General features: G+C 37.1%; 19 protein-coding genes. 15 read left to right on the plus strand and 4 right to left on the minus strand.

The features are described 5' to 3' along the window. Nucleotides 1-294: 294 nt before the first annotated feature. From IGK81_RS06035 to IGK81_RS06045, 3 genes are all read left to right on the plus strand, one after another. The gene (locus tag IGK81_RS06035; protein ID WP_034697827.1) at nt 295-1,485 is read left to right on the plus strand and encodes a glycine C-acetyltransferase; all 1,191 of its coding nucleotides are present in this window, start codon (nt 295-297) and stop codon (nt 1,483-1,485) included. A 178-nt stretch (nt 1,486-1,663) separates the two neighbouring features. Beyond that, the gene (locus IGK81_RS06040; protein ID WP_034697831.1) at nt 1,664-2,617 is read left to right on the plus strand and encodes an L-threonine 3-dehydrogenase; all 954 of its coding nucleotides are present in this window, start codon (nt 1,664-1,666) and stop codon (nt 2,615-2,617) included. A 66-nt stretch (nt 2,618-2,683) separates the two neighbouring features. After that, nucleotides 2,684-4,036 carry an APC family permease gene (locus IGK81_RS06045; RefSeq protein ID WP_034697834.1) on the plus strand — a complete coding sequence of 451 codons (1,353 nt, stop codon included), beginning with the start codon at nt 2,684-2,686 and terminating at the stop codon, nt 4,034-4,036. Between the two features lie 92 nt (nt 4,037-4,128). Here the strand turns inward: IGK81_RS06045 and IGK81_RS06050 are convergent, their stop codons facing one another. Continuing rightward, the gene (locus tag IGK81_RS06050) at nt 4,129-4,455 is read right to left on the minus strand and encodes a hypothetical protein (protein WP_034697837.1); all 327 of its coding nucleotides are present in this window, start codon (nt 4,453-4,455) and stop codon (nt 4,129-4,131) included. A 131-nt stretch (nt 4,456-4,586) separates the two neighbouring features. Between IGK81_RS06050 and IGK81_RS06055 the strand changes: the two genes are divergently transcribed. Next, a complete protein-coding gene (locus IGK81_RS06055) occupies nt 4,587-5,732 on the plus strand; it encodes a VanZ family protein (RefSeq protein WP_034697840.1) in 1,146 nt (381 codons plus the stop codon). Between the two features lie 100 nt (nt 5,733-5,832). Further along, nucleotides 5,833-7,182, plus strand: a complete 1,350-nt coding sequence (locus IGK81_RS06060; RefSeq protein ID WP_034697842.1) for a DEAD/DEAH box helicase — start codon at nt 5,833-5,835, stop codon at nt 7,180-7,182. 130 nt (nt 7,183-7,312) lie between these two features. Here IGK81_RS06060 and IGK81_RS06065 read toward each other — a convergent pair whose 3' ends face one another. Next, nucleotides 7,313-7,741, minus strand: a complete 429-nt coding sequence (locus IGK81_RS06065) for a GNAT family N-acetyltransferase (RefSeq protein ID WP_034697845.1) — start codon at nt 7,739-7,741, stop codon at nt 7,313-7,315. A 366-nt stretch (nt 7,742-8,107) separates the two neighbouring features. Here IGK81_RS06065 and alaS point away from each other — a divergent pair, with 366 nt between their 5' ends. From alaS to IGK81_RS06080, 3 genes are all read left to right on the plus strand, one after another. Then, on the plus strand, nt 8,108-10,750 hold the full coding sequence (gene alaS / locus IGK81_RS06070) for an alanine--tRNA ligase (protein ID WP_034697848.1): 2,643 nt from the start codon (nt 8,108-8,110) through the stop codon (nt 10,748-10,750). Nucleotides 10,751-11,238: 488 nt separating this feature from the next. Beyond that, complete coding sequence (locus IGK81_RS06075; protein WP_010737525.1) at nt 11,239-11,835, plus strand: ECF transporter S component; 597 nt, start codon at nt 11,239-11,241, stop codon at nt 11,833-11,835. A 20-nt stretch (nt 11,836-11,855) separates the two neighbouring features. Beyond that, entirely contained in the window at nt 11,856-12,995 is a 1,140-nt protein-coding gene (locus tag IGK81_RS06080; protein ID WP_034697851.1) for a cation diffusion facilitator family transporter, read from the plus strand. A gap of 50 nt (nt 12,996-13,045) precedes the next feature. Here the strand turns inward: IGK81_RS06080 and IGK81_RS06085 are convergent, their stop codons facing one another. Next, entirely contained in the window at nt 13,046-13,447 is a 402-nt protein-coding gene (locus IGK81_RS06085; protein ID WP_010719229.1) for a ribonuclease HI family protein, read from the minus strand. Between the two features lie 77 nt (nt 13,448-13,524). Here IGK81_RS06085 and IGK81_RS06090 point away from each other — a divergent pair, with 77 nt between their 5' ends. Further along, the gene (locus tag IGK81_RS06090; protein ID WP_034697854.1) at nt 13,525-13,947 is read left to right on the plus strand and encodes an EbsA family protein; all 423 of its coding nucleotides are present in this window, start codon (nt 13,525-13,527) and stop codon (nt 13,945-13,947) included. Nucleotides 13,948-14,332: 385 nt separating this feature from the next. Then, nucleotides 14,333-14,722, plus strand: a complete 390-nt coding sequence (locus IGK81_RS06095) for a hypothetical protein (protein WP_232622368.1) — start codon at nt 14,333-14,335, stop codon at nt 14,720-14,722. Between the two features lie 851 nt (nt 14,723-15,573). Here the strand turns inward: IGK81_RS06095 and IGK81_RS06100 are convergent. Beyond that, on the minus strand, nt 15,574-15,780 hold the full coding sequence (locus tag IGK81_RS06100) for a cold-shock protein (RefSeq protein ID WP_010719225.1): 207 nt from the start codon (nt 15,778-15,780) through the stop codon (nt 15,574-15,576). A gap of 182 nt (nt 15,781-15,962) precedes the next feature. Here IGK81_RS06100 and IGK81_RS06105 point away from each other — a divergent pair, with 182 nt between their 5' ends. The 5 genes from IGK81_RS06105 (at nt 15,963) to IGK81_RS06125 (ending at nt 20,396) form a co-directional block, all read left to right on the plus strand. Next, nucleotides 15,963-17,633, plus strand: a complete 1,671-nt coding sequence (locus IGK81_RS06105; RefSeq protein ID WP_034697858.1) for a formate--tetrahydrofolate ligase — start codon at nt 15,963-15,965, stop codon at nt 17,631-17,633. Between the two features lie 329 nt (nt 17,634-17,962). Further along, a complete protein-coding gene (locus IGK81_RS06110; protein WP_034697861.1) occupies nt 17,963-18,415 on the plus strand; it encodes an LMxysn_1693 family intestinal colonization protein in 453 nt (150 codons plus the stop codon). A gap of 396 nt (nt 18,416-18,811) precedes the next feature. Then, nucleotides 18,812-18,967, plus strand: a complete 156-nt coding sequence (locus IGK81_RS06115) for a CPBP family glutamic-type intramembrane protease (protein WP_232622369.1) — start codon at nt 18,812-18,814, stop codon at nt 18,965-18,967. Between the two features lie 357 nt (nt 18,968-19,324). Continuing rightward, entirely contained in the window at nt 19,325-19,711 is a 387-nt protein-coding gene (locus IGK81_RS06120) for a hypothetical protein (RefSeq protein WP_010737532.1), read from the plus strand. Then, nucleotides 19,698-20,396 carry a CBS domain-containing protein gene (locus tag IGK81_RS06125; protein WP_010719220.1) on the plus strand — a complete coding sequence of 233 codons (699 nt, stop codon included), beginning with the start codon at nt 19,698-19,700 and terminating at the stop codon, nt 20,394-20,396. Before IGK81_RS06120 ends, IGK81_RS06125 begins: the two co-directional genes overlap by 14 nt. The last annotated feature ends 4 nt before the right edge of the window (nt 20,397-20,400 follow it).

Raw genomic sequence — 20,400 nt, forward strand, 5'->3', positions numbered from 1 at the left:
GCTAACTAATGGCGGAAAATTCAGAATATATGGAATATTTATTGGAAAGTTGATTAAGTTAAGGGTTGATATTAGCTAGATGTGATCCTCTTAAAAATAACGATAGTTACTAAAATAAGTAAAAAAATATTTCGTTAGTGGAGTACCGATTGTTTTGTTATGTAAGAAAATACTCAGTTAAATAACTCTCATAATTTGTGTAAGCGCTATCAGAAAAGGTATACTTATAAACAGGAATGAAAGGCTGCATATTCGTTCCTCAACCTTGAAGGTTAGAAAAATGGGGGTGGAGACATGTCTTCTGAAGTATTGTCAACTTATTTAGAACAGGAACTGGCTTTATTGAAGGAAAAGGGACTATACAACACGATTGATATCCTTGAAGGTGCAAATGGTGCGATCATTGAGGTAGCAGGGAAAAATTTGATCAATCTAGCATCGAATAATTATTTGGGGTTTGCTGATCGAGTGGAGCTGAAACAAGCGTGTATCGACGCAACGAATCGCTATGGTGTCGGCGCAGGTGCTGTCCGAACAATTAATGGCACATTACGTATCCATCAAGAATTAGAGAATAAAATTGCAGAATTTAAAGGTACAGAAGCAGCGATTGCTTTTCAATCAGGCTTCAATTGTAATATGGGAGCTATTTCAGCCATTATGACTAAGGAGGATGCGATCTTATCAGATGAATTGAATCATGCTTCGATCATCGATGGATGTCGCCTCTCTGGTGCCAAAATCATTCGTGTTAAGCATCAAGATATGAACGATCTAGAAGAAAAAGCAAAAGAAGCGGTAAATAGTGGGAAATATAACAAAATCATGTATATCACAGACGGTGTTTTTTCAATGGATGGCGATGTAGCTAATTTACCCGATATGATCCCAATTGCCGAAAAATACGGGTTGATTACTTATGTGGATGATGCCCATGGTTCTGGAGTGATGGGAAAAGGAGCCGGCACAGTGAAGCATTTTGGTCTCCAACAGAAAATTGACATGCAAATGGGTACATTGTCTAAAGCAATCGGTGTCGTTGGTGGCTATGTCGCAGGATCTAAATCGTTGATCGACTGGTTAAAATCACGAGGACGTCCTTTCTTGTTTTCAACATCACTTACACCAGGTGCTGCTGGCGCTGCTCTAGCATCGATTCAACTGATGCAAGATCATCCAGAATTAGTCGAAAAAGTTTGGGAAAATGCCATTTATTTCAAAGAAGAACTGAAAAAAATCGGGTATGACATCGGCGTGTCGGAAACACCAATCACTCCAGTGATACTTGGCGATGAGAGTCTAACACAACAATTTTCTAAAAAGTTGATTGAAAATGGACTATATGTGAAACCAATCGTTTATCCAACCGTACCATTGGGAACAGGTCGTGTTCGTAATATGCCAACTGCAGCTCATACCAAAGAAATGCTCGATCATGCTGTAGCGATTTACCAAAAAGTCGGAAATGAAATGGGCATCATTTGATTTAGTAGAAACGATCTCGCCTGAAATCTAAGAGAAAGACGATCACAGGATAGGGCGTTTCGGTTGTGTTTCTGTGAAAATCGAAGAATCACCTTTTTTTATCTTTTGATCGTCGATGGAATGTAGGTAGCATTTATTTTTAATAGATAGTGAAAATGAACTAAAAAGGAGTGTTTGTATGAAAAAAGTATTAGTTACTGGCTGTCTTGGACAAATCGGATCGGAATTAGTTTTACGTTTAAGGGAAGATTTGGGTAATGAAAATGTTGTCGCAACGGATATTCGTATGCCTGAAAAGCTAGAAGATGGTGAACTATTTGAAATTTTAGACGTCATGGATTACGAAAAAATGCGAGCGTTAGTCGAAAAATATCAAGTAGATACTTTGATTCATTTAGCAGCGCTTTTATCAGCTGTCGCTGAAGCAAAACCAAAGTTCGCTTGGGACCTCAATATGGTTGGGTTAGTCAATGCGCTGGAAGTCGCAAGAGAATTTAAGTTAAAATTCTTCACGCCAAGTTCAATCGGCGCTTTTGGACCTAATACACCAAAAGATGAGACTCCTCAAGATACACTCCAACGACCAACAACAATGTATGGCGTGACAAAAGTCGCAGGCGAGCTTTTGTGTGACTACTATTATACAAAGTATGGCGTAGATACACGAGGTGTACGCTTCCCAGGATTGATTTCTTATAAAACTTTACCTGGTGGTGGGACAACGGACTATGCAGTGGATATTTATTATTCAGCTATCAAAGAAGGAAAATACACGTGCTTTATTGATCGTGGTACAGCTATGGACATGATGTACATGCCAGATGCCATTGAGGCGATTGTTCAGTTGATGAATGCTGATCCTAAAAATTTAGTTCATCGCAATGCATTCAATATCTCTGCGATGTCTTTTGAACCAGAAGAAATCAAAGCGTCAATCAAAAAAGTGTTTCCTGATTTTGAAATGGACTATGCAGTTGATCCAGTGCGACAATCGATCGCAGACTCTTGGCCAAATTCATTAGATATTAGTTGTGCGCAAAAAGAGTGGGGCTTTCAACCACGTTACGACCTAGATAAAATGACTCAAGATATGTTGACCAAGTTGCAAGAGAAATTGACAGCAACAGTCTAATTACTATAGTTTATCGTAAACTTCCGATCGAGTGGTGGGGAGTTTACGATAAAGGGAGGATAAGCGATGGAACGTAACCAAGTATCGGTTGAAAAAAACAAAGTCGAACTAAAGCGAACGATGGGCTTTTTTACTGCTTTATCGACTGTGATGGGAACAGTGATTGGAGCGGGAGTATTCTTTAAAGCAGCGAGTGTCGCAGAAGTTACAGGATCAGTTAGTTTACATATGCTTTCTTGGTTTTTGGGAGGGATCATCTCCGTCTGTGCTGGTTTAACTGGTGCAGAACTTGCCGCAGCGATCCCCGAAACAGGTGGTACGGTCAAATATATCGAACGAACCTATGGTCAAACGGCTGCTTTTTTGTTAGGTTGGGCACAAGTTGTGATTTACTTTCCTGCAAATGTAGCGGCACTATCAATCATCTTTGGGACACAATTTGTGAACTTATTTGCCTTAGAACAGCAATGGATTGTCCCCATCGCTATTATAGCTGCTGTGACGATCATGCTGATCAATTTTTTAGGATCAAAAGTTGGTGGAACTTTTCAATCCATTACCTTAATCTGTAAATTGATCCCACTGGCAGTCATCGTCTTGTTTGGCTTATTTCGCAGCGGTGGAGTAGAGTTTCAGCTGTTTCCCATAGAATCAGGAAAAGATCTGCCATTGTTTTCAGCATTAGGTGCGGGCTTGTTAGCGACAATGTTTGCTTATGATGGTTGGATTCACGTTGGAAACATTGCAGGAGAATTAAAAAAACCGGCAAAAGATTTACCGAAAGCCATTTCTATAGGAATCATCGGGATTATGGTTGTTTATTTATTCGTTAATACCGTCTTTTTAAAAACAGCTTCGATTGGAGGAATCAGTGGCAACAGTAATGCTGCTAGCGAAGTGGCCACCATGATTTTTGGTGGCGTAGGTGGGAAACTTGTAACTGTCGGGATTTTGATTTCAGTCTATGGAACAATCAATGGCTATACACTTACTGGGATGCGCCTGCCCTATGTGATGGCCCAAGAAAAACGGTTACCTTTCAGTCACCACTTAGGAAAATTGAACGATCGAACGAAGATTCCAGTGGTTGCTGGTGTTTTGGAACTAGTGATTGCGATCGGTATGATGATGGTTGGTGGATTTGATATGCTGACGGATATGCTTGTTTTTGTGATTTGGATTTTTTATACAATGGTATTTGTAGGTGTAATTATATTGAGAAAAACAGCTCCAAAACTTGAAAGGCCTTATAAAGTTCCGCTATACCCAATCATTCCGCTAATCGCCATTCTTGGTGGTGCTTTTATCGTGGTTAGTACGTTACTGACACAAACACTTTTAGCATTTAGCGGAATCGCTTTGACATTAGTCGGAATCCCTGTTTATTTATATTTGAAAAATAAATATCCTGTAGTTTAACATATAAATGATAGTTAAACGTGCATTCTGTTGTAGCGTGTCAAGTTAAGCAATGCTAACTTTACCAACCAGCTACAAGAGAATGCACGTTTTTATCCTGTTTTTTTTCTTAACTGTTTTAGTCGGCGCCAAGCACGAAAAAGGTTTAATAAGACGAGAAAACCAGCAACAGTAATGGGAATCCAAATCAAGTAGACCGGATAACCTAATTGATCTGATAAAGATCGAGAGGAAGCTTGCTCCATTTCAAGTAGTGCTTGTTGCCATGTCTGTAAGTTAAACACGAGCATGAAACTAGCAATAATTAACAAGATAAATCCAAGATAGCGGATGGTCGTTTTTTTACGTATATACGCAAAAATGAGATAGAGAATCAATAAAAAAGCGGGTACGCCAAACACAAAATAAATATTAAGCACGCTAATCGCCTCCTTTTGTTAATGATACTTCAATTAATATAAATTTAAAAATAATTACCCCATAACTTGCATAGTTTACAAAAGTACTGATAAGATGAAACCGTTAGTTAAGATGAAAAAGGGGGATGTTTATGGCTAGTTATATTGAACCGATTCGCTTTGCACTTATTGTTTTTCCATTTTTGGCATTAGCGATTTCTTCGGTTTTTTTCATTTATGAATATCGAAAGTATGGAACGTTTATTTTTTCGAGAGCGGTTATCTTATATTCGTTTGTTTTTTATTTGTTATGTGCTTATTTTTTGATTATTTTACCGTTGCCTTCAAAAGAAGCCGTTGCTCAAATGACCGGACCTAAAATGGAATTACATTTATTTGCATCATGGGTCCATTTCCGAGAGAATACCGTCTTGGTTTTATCTGATCCAAGTACGTATTTACCAGCGATGCGACAAAGCGTTTTTTTAGAACCGGTATTTAATGTTTTGCTTTTATTACCTTTCGGGATCTATTTAAGATATTATTTTCGATTATCTTTTGTGAAAACCATCATTGCAAGTTTTTGTCTTTCCTTATTTTTTGAATTGACACAGTTAAGTGGGTTGTATTTTATTTATCCTCGACCTTATCGGCTATTTGATGTCAATGACTTATTGACGAATACGATCGGAGGAACGTTAGGGTACATTATGACACCAATCTTTACCTTCATGTTGCCTACGAGAGCAAGAATGGATGAAGTGTCATACGAAAAAGGGAAAACAGTTTCTCTAACGAGACGATTAGTTGCCTATCTCATTGATTGGGCTTTCTTATCGGTTTTATCCGTACTGATTGCTGTGACTCTTCAATTGTCTTTGAAAATAGGTGATATCACTTCAAGTAGTTGGTGGGTATTTTTAGAAGTCTTGCTTTATTTCATGGTCATACCATATGTAACAAACGGTCTCACTTTAGGTAAAAAAATCGTACGCATTCGTGTGGTTTCAGATAACGGAAAACGACTTTCTTTTAAAGCACTGTTTATCCGTTATGGGTATCTTTACTTTTTATTTTATGGGTTAGCTTGGCTTAGTCAGACGATCCAACATATCACTGACCATACGACAGGTGTATTACAGGTAAGCGGGATTTTTATTGTGTTGGGTGTTGCATTTGCACAGTTTATTTTCATGCTGAATCTTTTCTTGTCATTCCTTCGTAAGAAAAGAGTGCTGTTCTATGAAAAAGCCAGTCAAACACATACGATTAGTACCATTCAATCAAAAGGGAACTAGCGGATCGTGAGCGACTTTGAAAAGGATCAAGCAAATTGCTTGAGGATGTGGTATAATGCGAAAGTCGTGTAAAAAAGAAAGAGAAGAGGTGCTTACTTAAATGAGTAATTTTGAACAATTTCATTTTAAACCATATATAAATGAGGCGTTAGCAGAAAAAGGTTTTGCTCAACCAACTGAAGTACAAGAGCGTTTGATTCCTTTGATCGCTAAAGGAAAAAATATCATTGGTCAATCACAAACTGGTTCGGGCAAAACGCATACATTTTTATTGCCTTTATTTCAAAAAATCAATGCGGAAAAAGCCGAAGTACAAGTAGTAATCACTGCACCAAGTCGTGAACTAGCTACTCAAATTTATGATGCTGCTAGTCAGATCGCTAAATTTTCCGATCCAGAGATCCGAGTGACGAATTTTGTAGGTGGAACGGATAAGCAACGCCAATTGAGCCGCTTGAAACATCAACAACCACAGATCGTAGTGGGAACGCCAGGTAGAATCTTGGATATGATGAATGAACAAGCATTAAAAATCCATACAGCATTTGCATTTGTTGTAGATGAAGCAGATATGACACTGGACATGGGCTTCTTGAATGAAGTGGATCAAATTGCTAGTCGATTGCCTGAAAAACTGCAATTTTTAGTTTTCTCAGCGACGATTCCTGAAAAATTACGACCATTCTTACGTAAATACATGGAAAATCCAATCATTGAAGAAATCAAACCGAAAGCAGTTATTTCTGAAGATATCGAGAATTGGCTGATCTCTACTAAAGGGAAAGATAAAAATCGAATGATCTACCAATTGTTAACAATTGGTCATCCTTACCTTGCAATTGTCTTTGCAAATACGAAACAACACGTGGATGAAATTGCTGATTATTTGAAAAATCAAGGCTTAAAAGTAGCCAAAATCCATGGAGATATCACTCCAAGAGAACGAAAACGGGTGATGCGCCAAGTTCAAAACTTAGAATATCAATACGTGGTTGCGACAGATCTAGCGGCACGTGGCATCGATATTGAAGGGGTTTCTCATGTGATCAATGCAGAAATTCCTGAAGACCTTGACTTCTTTATCCATCGAGTAGGTCGGACTGGACGTAATGGTTTAAAAGGAACTGCGATCACTTTGTACTCACCAAGTGATGAACAAACGATTGACAGTATTGAAAAAATTGGTGTTACATTTGAACCGATGGAAATCAAAAATGATGAAATCATCAAGACTTATGACCGCAATCGTCGGACGAAACGGGAAAAATCCAAAGATACACTGGATCCTACATTGATCGGCTTAGTGAAAAAGAAAAAGAAAAAAATCAAACCTGGATATAAAAAGAAAATCGATTGGGCAATTGCTGAAAAGAACAAAAAAGACCGTAAAATCGAACGCAGACAACAAACTAGAACTGCAAGAAAAAATAAGAAAAACTCCAATAAGTAAGTCAATGACCAGACCCTTTAAAAGAGACGTCATGACTTCAAGCTCAAAGACCAAAGGATTGCATGTCTTCTGCATTCCTTTGGTCTGTTTTTAAGTGTTCATTTAGCAGATAATCTAGTGATAATAGATCTTAAATCAATTCTTTTTGCATCCCTACGCAGGTAATCCCATCCTCGATAAAAGGATCTGTACAAGTCTCGTAACCTTGTTGCTGATAGAAACTAAGGGCAGTCAGTTCTGCTACTAGGTAACTTGATAGCAAGCCTTCTTTTTTCGCTTTCTGTTCAGCTAAGGACAACAGCTGACGACCGAAACCTTGTTGGCGATAATTTTTGGCGACGCAAAAACGATCGGGGTTAAGACAAGTGGACGATTTTTTTTGATAACGTAATGTTGCAATTGGAACATTGTTTTCCATTAACAGAAAGTAGTTATCAGAAGTGTCCGTTTCGTCAAATTCTAATTCTGGCAAAATGCCTTGTTCCAGAACAAATACCTGATAACGAAGGTAAAAACTCGCCCCTCTGATCCAGGACTTGTTTCCAAAATAAACTTGCATCATCGATTCTCCTTTTGATTAATAGGCGTAATTCAAGCTTAACAAAAAATATTCTAGAAAGAAATAAGAGTTGAAGGAAAAGAGCGGTTGACAGAATAAAATAGAATACGTATACTTGTAAAGTACGAAAAGGACATGGTTTGTTTAAGTCTGACTTACAGAAAATTCTTTCCAGGCTGAAAAAAGAATAGTCAAAAAAACAAATTGCTCCCTTTTTTATTGATAGAAATATCAACGCTACTCAGCGTTATCGAGTTCAAGAGGTAATGATCGAACATCATTGCAACCAAGGTGGTACCGCGAGTTTTCGTCCTTGGCTGTGAGGGTGTTTTTTTGTCGTTTAAAATAAAGAAAGAAGGTAATAAAATGAAACAATTAAGTAGTGCACAAGTTCGACAAATGTTTTTAGATTTCTTCCAATCAAAAGGACACACGATTGAACCTAGCGCATCATTAATTCCGGTCAACGATCCAACGCTTTTATGGATCAACTCAGGGGTTGCTACGTTAAAAAAATATTTTGACGGCTCTGTCGTACCAGAAAATCCACGCATCACAAACGCTCAAAAATCAATTCGTACGAATGACATTGAAAATGTAGGGAAGACAGCACGGCACCACACAATGTTTGAAATGCTTGGGAATTTTTCTATTGGTGATTATTTCAAAAATGAAGCAATCCATTGGGCATGGGAATTTTTAACAAGTCCTGAATGGATGGCATTTGATCCGGAAAAATTATATGTTACCGTTTATCCAAAAGACACAGAAGCAAAACGAATCTGGCATGAAGAAGTCGGCTTACCACTTGATCACATTGTAGATGTTGAAGATAATTTCTGGGATATTGGTGCGGGTCCTTGTGGTCCTGATACAGAAATCTTCTATGATCGAGGCGAAGCATACAATGATGTCGCAGAAGATGATCCAGAAAACTACCCTGGTGGAGAAAACGAACGCTATTTAGAAATTTGGAATCTAGTATTTTCTGAGTTCAACCATAAACCAGATCATACATTTGAACCTTTACCACATAAAAACATTGATACGGGCATGGGGCTGGAACGGATGGTTTCGATCGTTCAAGACGCACCAACAAACTTTGAAACAGACTTGTTCTTACCGATCATTCATGCGGTAGAAAAACTAAGTAACCAAGTAAAATATGGGGAAAACCCGACAACCGACATTTCTTATAAAGTAATTGCGGATCATATCCGAGCATTATCTTTTGCGATTGGAGATGGGGCGCTTCCTTCAAATGAAGGTCGTGGCTATGTTCTTCGTCGTTTATTACGCCGAGCAGTGATGCACGGGAAAAAATTAGGGATCGAAAAAGCTTTCTTATATGATCTTGTTCCAGTAGTTGGCGAAATCATGGTTAGCTATTATCCGGAAGTCCTTCAACAAAAAGAATTTATTGAAAAAGTAGTTCGTACCGAAGAAGAACGTTTCAATGAAACAATCAACGAAGGTCTTGAAATCTTGAATCAAGTGATCGCTGAAGTCAAAAAAGCAAATGGAACAACACTTGCTGGAAAAGATATCTTCAAATTATATGATACTTACGGTTTCCCAGTGGAGTTGACCGAAGAAGTGGCAGAAGATGAAGGCTTGAAAGTCGATCATGAAGGCTTTGAAAAAGAAATGGAAGCACAAAGACAACGTGCGCGTGCTGCTCGTAGTACAGAAAAATCAATGGGAGTCCAATCTGCCCTATTAACAGATATCAAAGTGGATAGTAAATTTATTGGCTATGATCAAGTTGAATCAGACAGCAAACTATTGGTGATTATCAAAGATGAAGAACTAGTGAGTGAATTGTCTGCTGGACAAGGTCAATTGATTTTTGATCAAACACCGTTTTATGCAGAAATGGGTGGACAAGTGGCTGATCAAGGTTGGATCATTGATGCCTCTGGAGAAACGGTTGCGACAGTTGTTGACGTTCAAAAAGCACCGAATGGACAATTTATGCACACCGTAGAAGTGCTTTCAACATTGACTGAAGGCGAAGTTTACCACTTGTTGATCGATGTACCGATGAGAAATCGCATCATTAAGAACCATACAGCGACTCACTTATTGCATAAAGCTTTAAAAGAAGTTTTAGGGGAACATGCAAACCAAGCAGGTTCTTTAGTTGCTCCTGGACATTTACGCTTTGACTTTACTCATTTTGGACAAATCACAGCAGATGAATTAGTAAAAATGGAACGAATCGTTAATGAGAAGATATGGGAAGCAATCCCAGTAGAAACCATCGAAACAGATATCGATACCGCTAAGAATATGGGGGCTATGGCTTTATTTGGTGAAAAATATGGTCAAGAAGTCCGTGTAGTGAACATTGGTGGATGGTCTATCGAACTTTGTGGTGGAACCCATGTAACAAATACTGAAAATATTGGGATCTTTAAAATCGTTTCTGAATCAGGAATCGGTGCCGGTGTTCGTCGGATCGAAGCTGTAACAAGTAAAGAAGCATATGAGTTATTGGAAGCGGAAGAAAAACAATTAAAAGAAGTTGCCACAATTGTCAAATCACCTCAATTAAAAGAGGTTGTATCAAAAACGGAACAATTACAACAACAATTAAAAGAACTACAAAAAGAAAATGAACAATTAGCAAGTAAACTAGCGAACCAACAAGCAGGCGATGTCTTTAAAAATGTGGAAACAGTTAGTGGTCATTCAATGATTACTGCACAAGTAAAAGTAAAAGATATGAACCAATTACGTCAATTAGCAGACCAATGGAAACAAAAAAACATTTCCGATATTCTTGTTTTGGCAAATGAACAAGACGGAAAAGTTAGTTTGTTAGTCGCTATGACGAAAGAAGCAAATGATGCTGGGCTAAAAGCTGGTGACTTGATCAAAGCAATCGCACCAAAAGTTGGTGGTGGCGGTGGTGGTCGCCCTGATATGGCGCAAGCAGGTGGGAAAAACCCTGCTGGTATCCCAGATGCTTTATCAGAAGCTAAAACATGGTTGTCTAATCAATAATCAACTTTAAATACTTTTCCAAATAAAATGGGAAAGCGTCGAATAGCTCAGATGATAATAACCTCCTTTTGAAACGGTATTTTATGTTTGGGAGAGAAAAAACTTATTTCAAGGAGCGAATACTTGACCTTGTTTTAGCAAATAATGGGGAATAGAATGCTTTCATTGAAGCGAGTAAGCGGTCATTTTTTAAACAGCTTTTCATAGTTTAAACACTGATCGCTTATTGCTTAAGGAAGCACCGATAATACTATTTATTTTCATACGTGCTAAAGGGCTCAAGAACGACCTTTTTTGTTCAAGGAGTATTGAATCCTCCTATTTGTTAAAGAAAAGTTCTACCGAATTTGTTTGAAACGGAAATCCCGTTGACAAATTCGGTTTATTTTATGAGAACTGAATGCAACCAATCAGCATTTTCTTTGAGAGTAATTAATTGACAAAAAAGCAAAACCTTTTACGATTAGAATAAAAAGGAGGGGGTAAAATTGAATAGTAAAAATAAAACTTTTCGTTTAGTTTTACGAGCGATTTTATTAGCAATCATTATCGTTCAAGCAATGGTTCCATGGTTAGGGTTTATTCCTTTAGGATTTATTAGTTTGACGATTATTCACATAACAGTTATCGTTGCTGCGGTTGTATTAGGACCGAAAGACGGCATGGTCATTGGTTTGTTTTGGGGGATCGCCACGATCATTCGTGCTTACGCCATGCCTACGACCCCATTTGATACCCTCGTCTTTACCAATCCGATCATTTCAGTTGTTCCTAGAGTTTTAGTTGGCTTAGTTGCAGGAATCATTTTTCACTGGATTTATCAACGTTATCATTCTGTAGTCGTTGGTTCGGTTTTAGCAGGAGTATTTGGCTCACTCGTGAATACACTTTTAGTTCTAGGGTTTATGGGACTGTTTTATACTGGGGCAACTGCTGATGCGTATGGCGTAGATGCGGATCTATTATTTAAAACTTTGGCAGGAGTTGCCGCAATCAATGGGATTCCGGAAGCGATAGGTGCCGGAATCATTACGCCACTGATTGCTAAAGCGCTGTTTGCTGCAACGCCACTCAAACCAGAATAAAGAATAAAGGAAGCGAAAAAGTGTCAAAAGAACAAAAAACGATTAGTGGGCAAGAACGTACCAAAAAAGGTATTATAGCTGGAATCTTAGGTCTTATCTCAAATATGTTATTGTTTGTTGCGAAGTTTATGATCGGCCTTTTTTCTGGCAGTGTTTCGATCATGGCGGATGCTATCAATAGTTTATCCGATACAGCTTCATCCATTTTGACGCTTGTTGGGTTTAAGATTGCTGCAAAACCCGCAGACCAAGAACATCCATTTGGACATGAACGATTTGAATATATCAGTGGCTTATTTGTTTCAATCATCATTACGTATGTAGGATTTCAATTTTTGGACGCTTCTATACGGAAAATTTTTCGGCCGGAACATTTAGTCCTGACACCGATCGTGTTTCTTGTCCTGATATTTTCGATTCTGTTAAAACTTTTACAAGGACGTATGTACACTAGATTTTCAAAAACAATTCAGTCAGAAGCACTAAAAGCGACAGCCAAAGATAGTTACAATGATGTATTCACGACGTTAGCTGTTTTAGTATCTGCAGGCATCGAAAGATTCACTGGCTGGCGTATTGATGGCTATGTTGGTTTTGTCTTAGCCGGGTACATTATTTTTAGTGGGATCATGATGTTACGTGATTTTGTCTATGAATTACTAGGTAGCCGTCCAACAGCTGAAGAAATCAAAACAATGGAAAAACAATTAAGTTCTTATAAATCGATTTTAGGTTTTCATGATCTGTTGGTTCATAATTATGGACCAAATAAAAAGTTTGCTTCTGTTCATATTGAAGTTGACGACAGTTTAAACTTGAATGAAGCACATAAAATCATTGATATTATCGAAAAAGACTTTAAAAAGACTTTGGATGTAGATTTAGTTTGTCATCTAGATCCGGTAGCAATCCATAATGAACAATACCGTAAGATATTGAAACAATTGAGACAAATTATCAAAGAATTGGGGGAAGAGTTGAGGTTGCACGATTTACGGATCATACGTAAAGGGAAAGAGTTGCAATTCGATATTGTAGTTCCTCAGAATTTCAAGTTGCCAGATGATGTTTTAGAAGAAAAGATTCGTCAAGCTATTGAGAAAAAGGTTGGTTCTTTTGAACTCGATATTACTTTTGATCACAATTATCTTCTCTATTAAATCAGAAACTTTAAAAAGACTTTTTAGTAAGTAGCTAAAAAGTCTTTTTTTTATGGGTTTAATTGTTTTTGAAGCGCTTGGCGTGCCAGATTATCCGCCCCTTTATTCTTACTCTCGGGAATCCATTGTAAGATGAGTAAATGGAACTGAGCGAGTAATTGTTGGATCTCATATAGAAGGGAAGAGAAACTTTCGTTGTTCGTGTGGTTTTTGTCGATTGTAGAAACAAGTACTTTGCTATCGGAATAACAGAGAATTGTTTCATTGACCCAGCCTTTTTCCTTTAAAATTTCTAAAGTTTTTAAAAAGACTTCGAATTCAGCTTGATGATTGGAGCCATCCGAAAGTGGGACGGTAAGCTGTTCTTGTTTATTTTCATGGATAATTAAAATGCCTCCACCACTAGGTCCTGGATTGCCTTTTGTGGAAGCATCAATGTATACTTTGATCATAATAAGGAAGCTCTCCTTTTTATAAAAATAGTGTTATGCTATAATTATACCATTACAAATAGATGCGAGGTTAAAGAATGAAAAAAATAATTCGCTGGCAGCCGGAATGGGCGCAGACGATCATCTATTGGTCTTTATCTTTGATCATTTTATTTTTTAGTTTGATTTTATCACTTGAAAACACTAGACCCTATTGGAAAAGTAACTTAGTGATGGGGCTATTTTTAATTTTTCTTTTTCTTGGGTATCGTCGGTCATTTATTTTGAAAAACCATGCAATCAAAATTAAATATGCTGCTTTTTGGAAGGACCAAAATATCCCGCTACAAGATATTGACTCTGTAACACCGGTCAAAAGAGGTGTAAAGATTAAATATGTAGGGAAGGCTGAGCCAACCTTCTATCTGATGCGCAAAAAAAGTCAGACAGCTTTTTTGTCCTACTATTCTGAAGGTAAAGAGCAACAAAGCACTAACAACCAAGTAAATACAACTAGCTGATTGATTTTACTTGTTTAAACCAATTGATTCAGCAGATATAAAATAGCTGCGAGAAAAACATAACTATATATAACCTCTGAGAAAACAAGCCGAAGAATCCGAAGATCATTTTATGATCAGGGTGAGATTCTTCGGCTTGATTGTGTCTTGCTGACGTTTGTATGAACTTGACCCTAGAAAAATGGATGATATGATGTTCGACCAGTAACTTTCGATAAAGTAATGGACACCTGACCATTCAACCAAGGGATATATAACTTAATAACATAAAGGATATTATAAAAAATTTGCACTAAATATTTTTTAAAGGAAAAAAAGAAGTAAGATAACATTTTTTCTAATTTATAATAAAACTTACAGAAAAAGTATAAGGAGAAAAACGGACGTGGAAATAAAAAAAATGTTTGAAGATCTCTACCGAATTTGGAAGAAAACAGGCATTCTCAAGAGAAGAGGTGCGAAGCTAAGAAATATGTGGAAAAGAAATCGTGCAAAAATAGGGAGGCTTTGGAAGAAGAATCGTGCAAAGATCAAGAGAATGCGGTCAAAAAATCTAAAAGAAAGGAAAGACAACGACAAGGAAAAAAGGATAAAAATGGCTCAGAGTAGATGGTCGAAACAAGATAGGACGGGCAATAAACAAGAAATACGTTCGCTATCTGTCCGTGCAACAAATCAAGCGAGTTGGAAAAATGCGCAAATTTCAAGAAATTTAGCGAATCAGCAGAAGGGCTACTCCAGGAGTCAACAGACATCTATCACCTCAACGAGATGAATCTTTCTATGGGTTCACATAGTTTTGATGTCAATCGTTTGATTCAGTGTTTTGAGCAATTAGGAGTGATAAATGGTAGGTAATTTTTAAAAGAAAACAGCAAAACACAGGGTTATAACCTTCAGGACTTAAAAAATATCATGGCTGGGCTTGATTCGCAGGAAATAACTTCAGGAACCAGTTCAAGAAGATACATAAATGAACGAATCATAAATAGTGAAAGTGATCGTTGAAACTAGTTATTAGAAAAGCTCGTAAAAAAATGGTATAAAAGCAATCAAAAAAGATTATCAACCAAGGCTATATAACAATCAAGCCCTTGCTCGGATTGTCGATTCTTTAAATCCGTTGTCTCGATTTAGAAAGATTCTTTTAAAATGGCAATTAATGTTGAAAAGAAAACAATCTGATGCGAAAGACATCATTCACTCGGAAATAAGTGAGAAGGATGCATAGATACAACGAGAAGAAATAATAGCGAAGAAAAAAGAAAAGAAATTTGTAAAAAATATTAAAGCAAACGCTAGAAATCAAGTTTTCAATACAGTCGAGCAGTCTTTTTCAAATCATCTGATAAATTCGAGATAACCTTCTTTCGATAGGATTAGAAAACAAACAGAAATATGTATCTTTTTATTGAAAAGTGAGATTTTGTAATATTAGTGAACGTTGTACTGTATGGAAGAGACGCAGCATAAGTTGATTTTCTATCGTTCAAGCAATTATAAAATTATAAAAAAGCCGATACTTTGCAAAGAACATTTTGCGGAGTATCGGTCTTTCTTTAAATTGAATATTTTTGATGCAATCTCTTCTGTTTTGAAGAGAAGTTACTCATTGTTGAAACTTTCTTATAAGATCATTTTTTTGACATGAGCGGCTTGTGCCCCACGGTTTCCTTCGATTATTTCAAATTCTACAGATTGATTTTCTTCAAGGGTTTTGAATCCCTCTTCTTCAATTGCAGTAAAATGGACGAATATTTCTTCTGTTTCATCATAACTAATAAATCCATATCCTTTTTTGTTGTCAAACCATTTCACAGTTCCTGTGGTCAAAGCTCTCACGACCTTTCTAAAGTCTGATCATAACTAACATTATAAAGAGTATTTATATATACGTCAATTAAATTAAAAAAGCAATCTTGCCTATTTTGTTTTAAAATAAAAAAAGGTATAATAGATATAACTGAACAAATTCTTTTGTTTTGGGTATAAAGTTCGTGTAAAGGGGTAATTTGATGAAGAGCGATCTACAAATATCACAAGAAACAGAGTTAAAACCGATTATTAAAATTGCGGAAAAATTAAATATCCAACAAGATGACCTGGAGCTTTACGGAAAATATAAAGCGAAAATCGATTTTTCCACCATCAAGAAATTAAAGAAAAAACCAGATGGTCACTTGATTTTAGTTACATCCATCAATCCTACACCAGCTGGAGAAGGTAAATCGACCATCACGGTAGGTCTTGGGGACGCATTGAATCAAATTGGTAAAAAAGCAGTGATTGCGTTAAGAGAACCTTCCCTTGGTCCAGTCATGGGAATCAAGGGTGGTGCTGCCGGCGGAGGCTATGCACAAGTATTACCAATGGAAGATATCAATTTACACTTTACTGGCGATATGCATGCGATTACGTCTGCTAATAATGCATTGTCTGCACTTTTGGACAATCATATCCATCAAGGGAATGAACTGAGAATCGATTCACGTCGTGTGATCTGGAAACGTGTCGTCGATTTGAATGATCGCGAACTGCGAAAAGTGATTGTTGGCTTGGGCGGTCCGATTCAAGGTGTACCGAGAGAAGATGGCTTTGACATCACCGTAGCAAGTGAAATCATGGCGATTTTATGCTTAGCAACAGACATCGATGATTTAAAAGCTCGTTTAGCTCGAATTGTTGTCGGTTATACCTTTGATCAAAAGCCAGTGACAGCTGGTGATCTCAAAGCAGAAGGCGCATTGGCACTGCTATTAAAAGAAGCGATCAAACCAAACTTAGTACAAACGATTTATGGCACGCCAGCATTTGTCCATGGCGGTCCTTTTGCCAATATTGCTCACGGGTGTAATAGTGTTTTAGCTACCCAAACAGCTCTTAAATTAGGGGAGTATGTGGTGACTGAAGCTGGATTTGGTGCAGATCTAGGTGGAGAAAAATTCCTTGATATCAAAGTTCCAAATTTGAAAAAGGCACCTGATACGATCGTGATCGTAGCAACAGTTCGTGCATTGAAAATGCATGGGGGTGCAACTAAAGAAGAGCTGAAAACGGAAAATTTAGCAGCATTGGAAAAAGGATTCAGTAATTTAAAACGTCATATCCACAATATGGAGAAATACCATATCCCAGTAATTGTTGCGATCAACGAATTCGTGACAGATACGGAAGCTGAATTTACTTTGTTAGAACGTCTTTGCGAAAATCAAGGGGTGATCGTACAACGAGCAAGTGTTTGGGAGCATGGCGCAGACGGTGGAATTGAACTTGCCAAAGCGGTCGTTCGTGCGATTGATAGTCAGCAAGCAGATTATCAGCCCTTGTATCAACCGACAGCGACTATCGAAGAAAAAGTGACAACGATCGTCCAAGAGATTTATGGTGGAAAAGGGGTCAACTTTAGTAAAAAAGCCAAAAAACAAATCGATGAATTTGTTCTTAATGGTTGGGATAAATTACCGATTTGTATGGCGAAAACCCAATATTCATTTTCTGACGATCCAACACTTTTAGGCGCTCCTGAAGGATTTACGATCACCATCAGAGAGTTCGTTCCCAAATTAGGCGCTGGGTTTATCGTTGCACTAACTGGAGATGTCATGACTATGCCGGGACTTCCCAAAAAACCAGCTGCATTGAATATGGATGTTACTAGTGATGGGGAAGTACTGGGGTTATTCTAAAAAAGAAAGAAGATAGGACGCTTCATAAAAAAGTCATCTATCAAAAATAATCAGTAGAATACACAAAAAACGAGTAAATGCCTGAAATCATGTAAAAGCCACTATTCGATCAATAAAAAGGATAAGGTCAGCTCTTGTATATGTTCATACAAGGGCTGACTTGTTTTTGTACACATTGTGTTAGTCTACAAGTAAATAATGGTGTTTTTATAGACGATTTTGAGTTCAAACCAGCTTTTTACGATAGCAATCATATGTCTAAAATAAAATGATTTATAATCATTGCGAAGAAAACGTTTTTTTTAATACTAAAATAGGAGTGCAAATTTTTGAAAAAGTATTTATTTAGAACAATTTTGGTGTCTATGTCACTTTTGACTTTAGGAACTGCTGTAACTCCGTGTGTTCCAGTATTAGCCGATGAAACGAATAGTTCTGGCATAGCAATTTGTAGTGATGATGAGTACTATGTATTAGACGAACTATCGATTCAGACAAAAACTTGGTCACAACCTCAAAGTTGGCGTATTTCTAAAGGAAATCGTACATATTCGGGTACAGAAACCCACAATAGAAAAACCACATTATCAATTGGTGCAACGATCTTCGGAATGAATATTAAAATCGGGAACGAATACTCAGTAAACGGAAAATTCAAGAAGTATCGTCAAAATGCAAGAATAACGGTCACTTACCGAGTTTATCGTAAAGAAGACAATAAATATATTCGTACTCAAACTGCTACAGCAAATACACAATATATTGATTATGTAGCAATATGATACATAGGAATACTAAGAAACATTGGAAATTCATTCTTTGCTTGAGTTACTTTATTATTTATTTTATGATCCAAATATAGGGATCCCAATTAAATATGATTTCATATTTGATTGGATTTCTTGGTTTCCGTTGATCCTAAGTTTTATGTTTTTGGTGTTGTTCCACCAGCTTCTCTATCAATCATTAGTAGAAATACAATGGCTGAAACTCATATTTATAGCAGTCTTTTGTATTGTTAGTATTATTGTCATTAATACTGCTTTGCCTGATACAAATAGCTTACCCCTAAATTCTTTAGCTAATAGTGAATTGAAAAAATATATAATAAGTGCTACAACGTACGGTGTATTTTTAGAAGAAATGATTTTTAGATTTAGTCTAATCAGCTTACATTCTTGTTTTCAATCGTACACGGAGGAAATTTCAACCTTTTTTTCTGCGGCGTTCTATTTGGATTCGTTTATATAAAAACTTCTAATGTGTGGTACGCCATATTGACCCATGTTTTTTATAATGGTGTGGGTATATTTCTTTTTTTATTCTTTACTTAGTTGTTGCAAAGCAATGAACGATAAAGTAGTTAAAGCAAGTGGAGATTTACAAAAAGTGAGGTTGAAAAAAATACTTCTAAACAGTAAAAAAGGATGACACAATTATTCATTACGGATAGTTGTGTCATCCTTTTATTTTCGATCGAACATTTTTAATGGATATATAAGGAGTGAAAAAGATGTTACAACAGATTTCTAATAGTTTTGCTGGTTGGCTACTTTTACTGTACTCGCTGCATTTGAGCAAAAAATGTCTATAAATTAGTTAAATATAGGGAACTCAAACACTTTGAGACATCTACTTTCTTGTTCGGGTGTTTTACGGTATACTAAGAAAGCATCAGGAGGAGGGGCGTTATGGACGTACGAGTGACAAGACGAACAGGTTTTTATGGCATGGGTAGTCCGATCCAACTGCGGATCAATGGAAAGAAAAAAGGACAATTGAATCATAATCAATCGGTTTTACTTAAGTTAGAAGCACCTTTTACAATGCAAGTTTCGTTTTATTGGTTAAAAAGTCCAGTGTATACAATAACGCATCCGTCCAAAGGATACGTCATTACAATGAATCTCTTATTGTTGCAGATTTATCCCTTTTTATTTTTAGGAAGTGGATTAAGCGCATTGTGGTTACACAATCTAATTTATAGTATGTTCGTGGTACTTGTAATGATTGGCTTCTTTTTTTTCATCAAAAACCAAGCCTATGTGATCAAGGAGGAGAAAGATGGCAAACTCTGATATTTTTTTAAGTAGTTTTAATCGGATCGAAAAATGGATGAGAGATGAAATGGGTAACGCCCGCAATATGGGATTTACTGAGTTAGTTCGGCGACTTGCCCAACGCAAAAAAGCAGTGATTCGTCAATATGAAGAAGATTTGCTTCAGCTGGCGCAGTTGCGAAATGCCATTGTTCACGATCGGATTGCTGTGGATTTTGTGATTGCTGAACCCAATGATTGGGCAGTCAATAAGATCCAGCAGATTGAAGAAGACTTGATTCGTCCAGCAAAGGTTTTACCTCGCTTTGCGAAACATGTCACAGGCTTTGAACGAGATCTTCCTTTACTTGATTTGTTAGGAACGGTTGCCAAAAAACGATACTCACAGTTTCCTTTGTATAATAAAGGGAAATTCGTAGCGCTTGTGACATTGCGGGTCATTGGTTTTTGGCTAGCAAAGGAAAGTCAAAAAGGGACCATTGATTTAACAGATAAAAAAGCGGCTGATTTGATTTTTAGTGATGGCAAATATACGAATTATCGTTTTGTAGCTGAACATACTTATGTTTATGAAGTGGAAACAATGTTTCGGGAACAAGGAACTCTAGAAGCAGTCCTGATTACCAAAGATGGTCATCCTGACGGCAACTTACTGGGGATCATTAGACCTAGAGATATTTATCAACAAATAGAAAAGGAATGATTTT

The sequence above is a fragment of the Enterococcus sp. DIV0703 genome, assembly GCF_051711065.1.
Classification (GTDB): domain Bacteria; phylum Bacillota; class Bacilli; order Lactobacillales; family Enterococcaceae; genus Enterococcus_B; species Enterococcus_B hirae.

Excerpts from the sequence above, each read along its gene's own strand:
- IGK81_RS06035 (WP_034697827.1), top strand. The coding sequence starts at position 295 with ATGTCTTCTGAAGTATTGTCAACTTATTTAGAACAGGAACTGGCTTTA.
- IGK81_RS06040 (WP_034697831.1), top strand. The coding sequence starts at position 1,664 with ATGAAAAAAGTATTAGTTACTGGCTGTCTTGGACAAATCGGATCGGAA.
- IGK81_RS06045 (WP_034697834.1), top strand. The coding sequence starts at position 2,684 with ATGGAACGTAACCAAGTATCGGTTGAAAAAAACAAAGTCGAACTAAAG.
- IGK81_RS06055 (WP_034697840.1), top strand. The coding sequence starts at position 4,587 with ATGGCTAGTTATATTGAACCGATTCGCTTTGCACTTATTGTTTTTCCA.
- IGK81_RS06060 (WP_034697842.1), top strand. The coding sequence starts at position 5,833 with ATGAGTAATTTTGAACAATTTCATTTTAAACCATATATAAATGAGGCG.
- IGK81_RS06065 (WP_034697845.1), bottom strand. The coding sequence starts at position 7,741 with ATGCAAGTTTATTTTGGAAACAAGTCCTGGATCAGAGGGGCGAGTTTT.
- alaS (WP_034697848.1), top strand. The coding sequence starts at position 8,108 with ATGAAACAATTAAGTAGTGCACAAGTTCGACAAATGTTTTTAGATTTC.
- IGK81_RS06085 (WP_010719229.1), bottom strand. The coding sequence starts at position 13,447 with ATGATCAAAGTATACATTGATGCTTCCACAAAAGGCAATCCAGGACCT.
- IGK81_RS06090 (WP_034697854.1), top strand. The coding sequence starts at position 13,525 with ATGAAAAAAATAATTCGCTGGCAGCCGGAATGGGCGCAGACGATCATC.
- IGK81_RS06105 (WP_034697858.1), top strand. The coding sequence starts at position 15,963 with ATGAAGAGCGATCTACAAATATCACAAGAAACAGAGTTAAAACCGATT.
- IGK81_RS06120 (WP_010737532.1), top strand. The coding sequence starts at position 19,325 with ATGGACGTACGAGTGACAAGACGAACAGGTTTTTATGGCATGGGTAGT.
- IGK81_RS06125 (WP_010719220.1), top strand. The coding sequence starts at position 19,698 with ATGGCAAACTCTGATATTTTTTTAAGTAGTTTTAATCGGATCGAAAAA.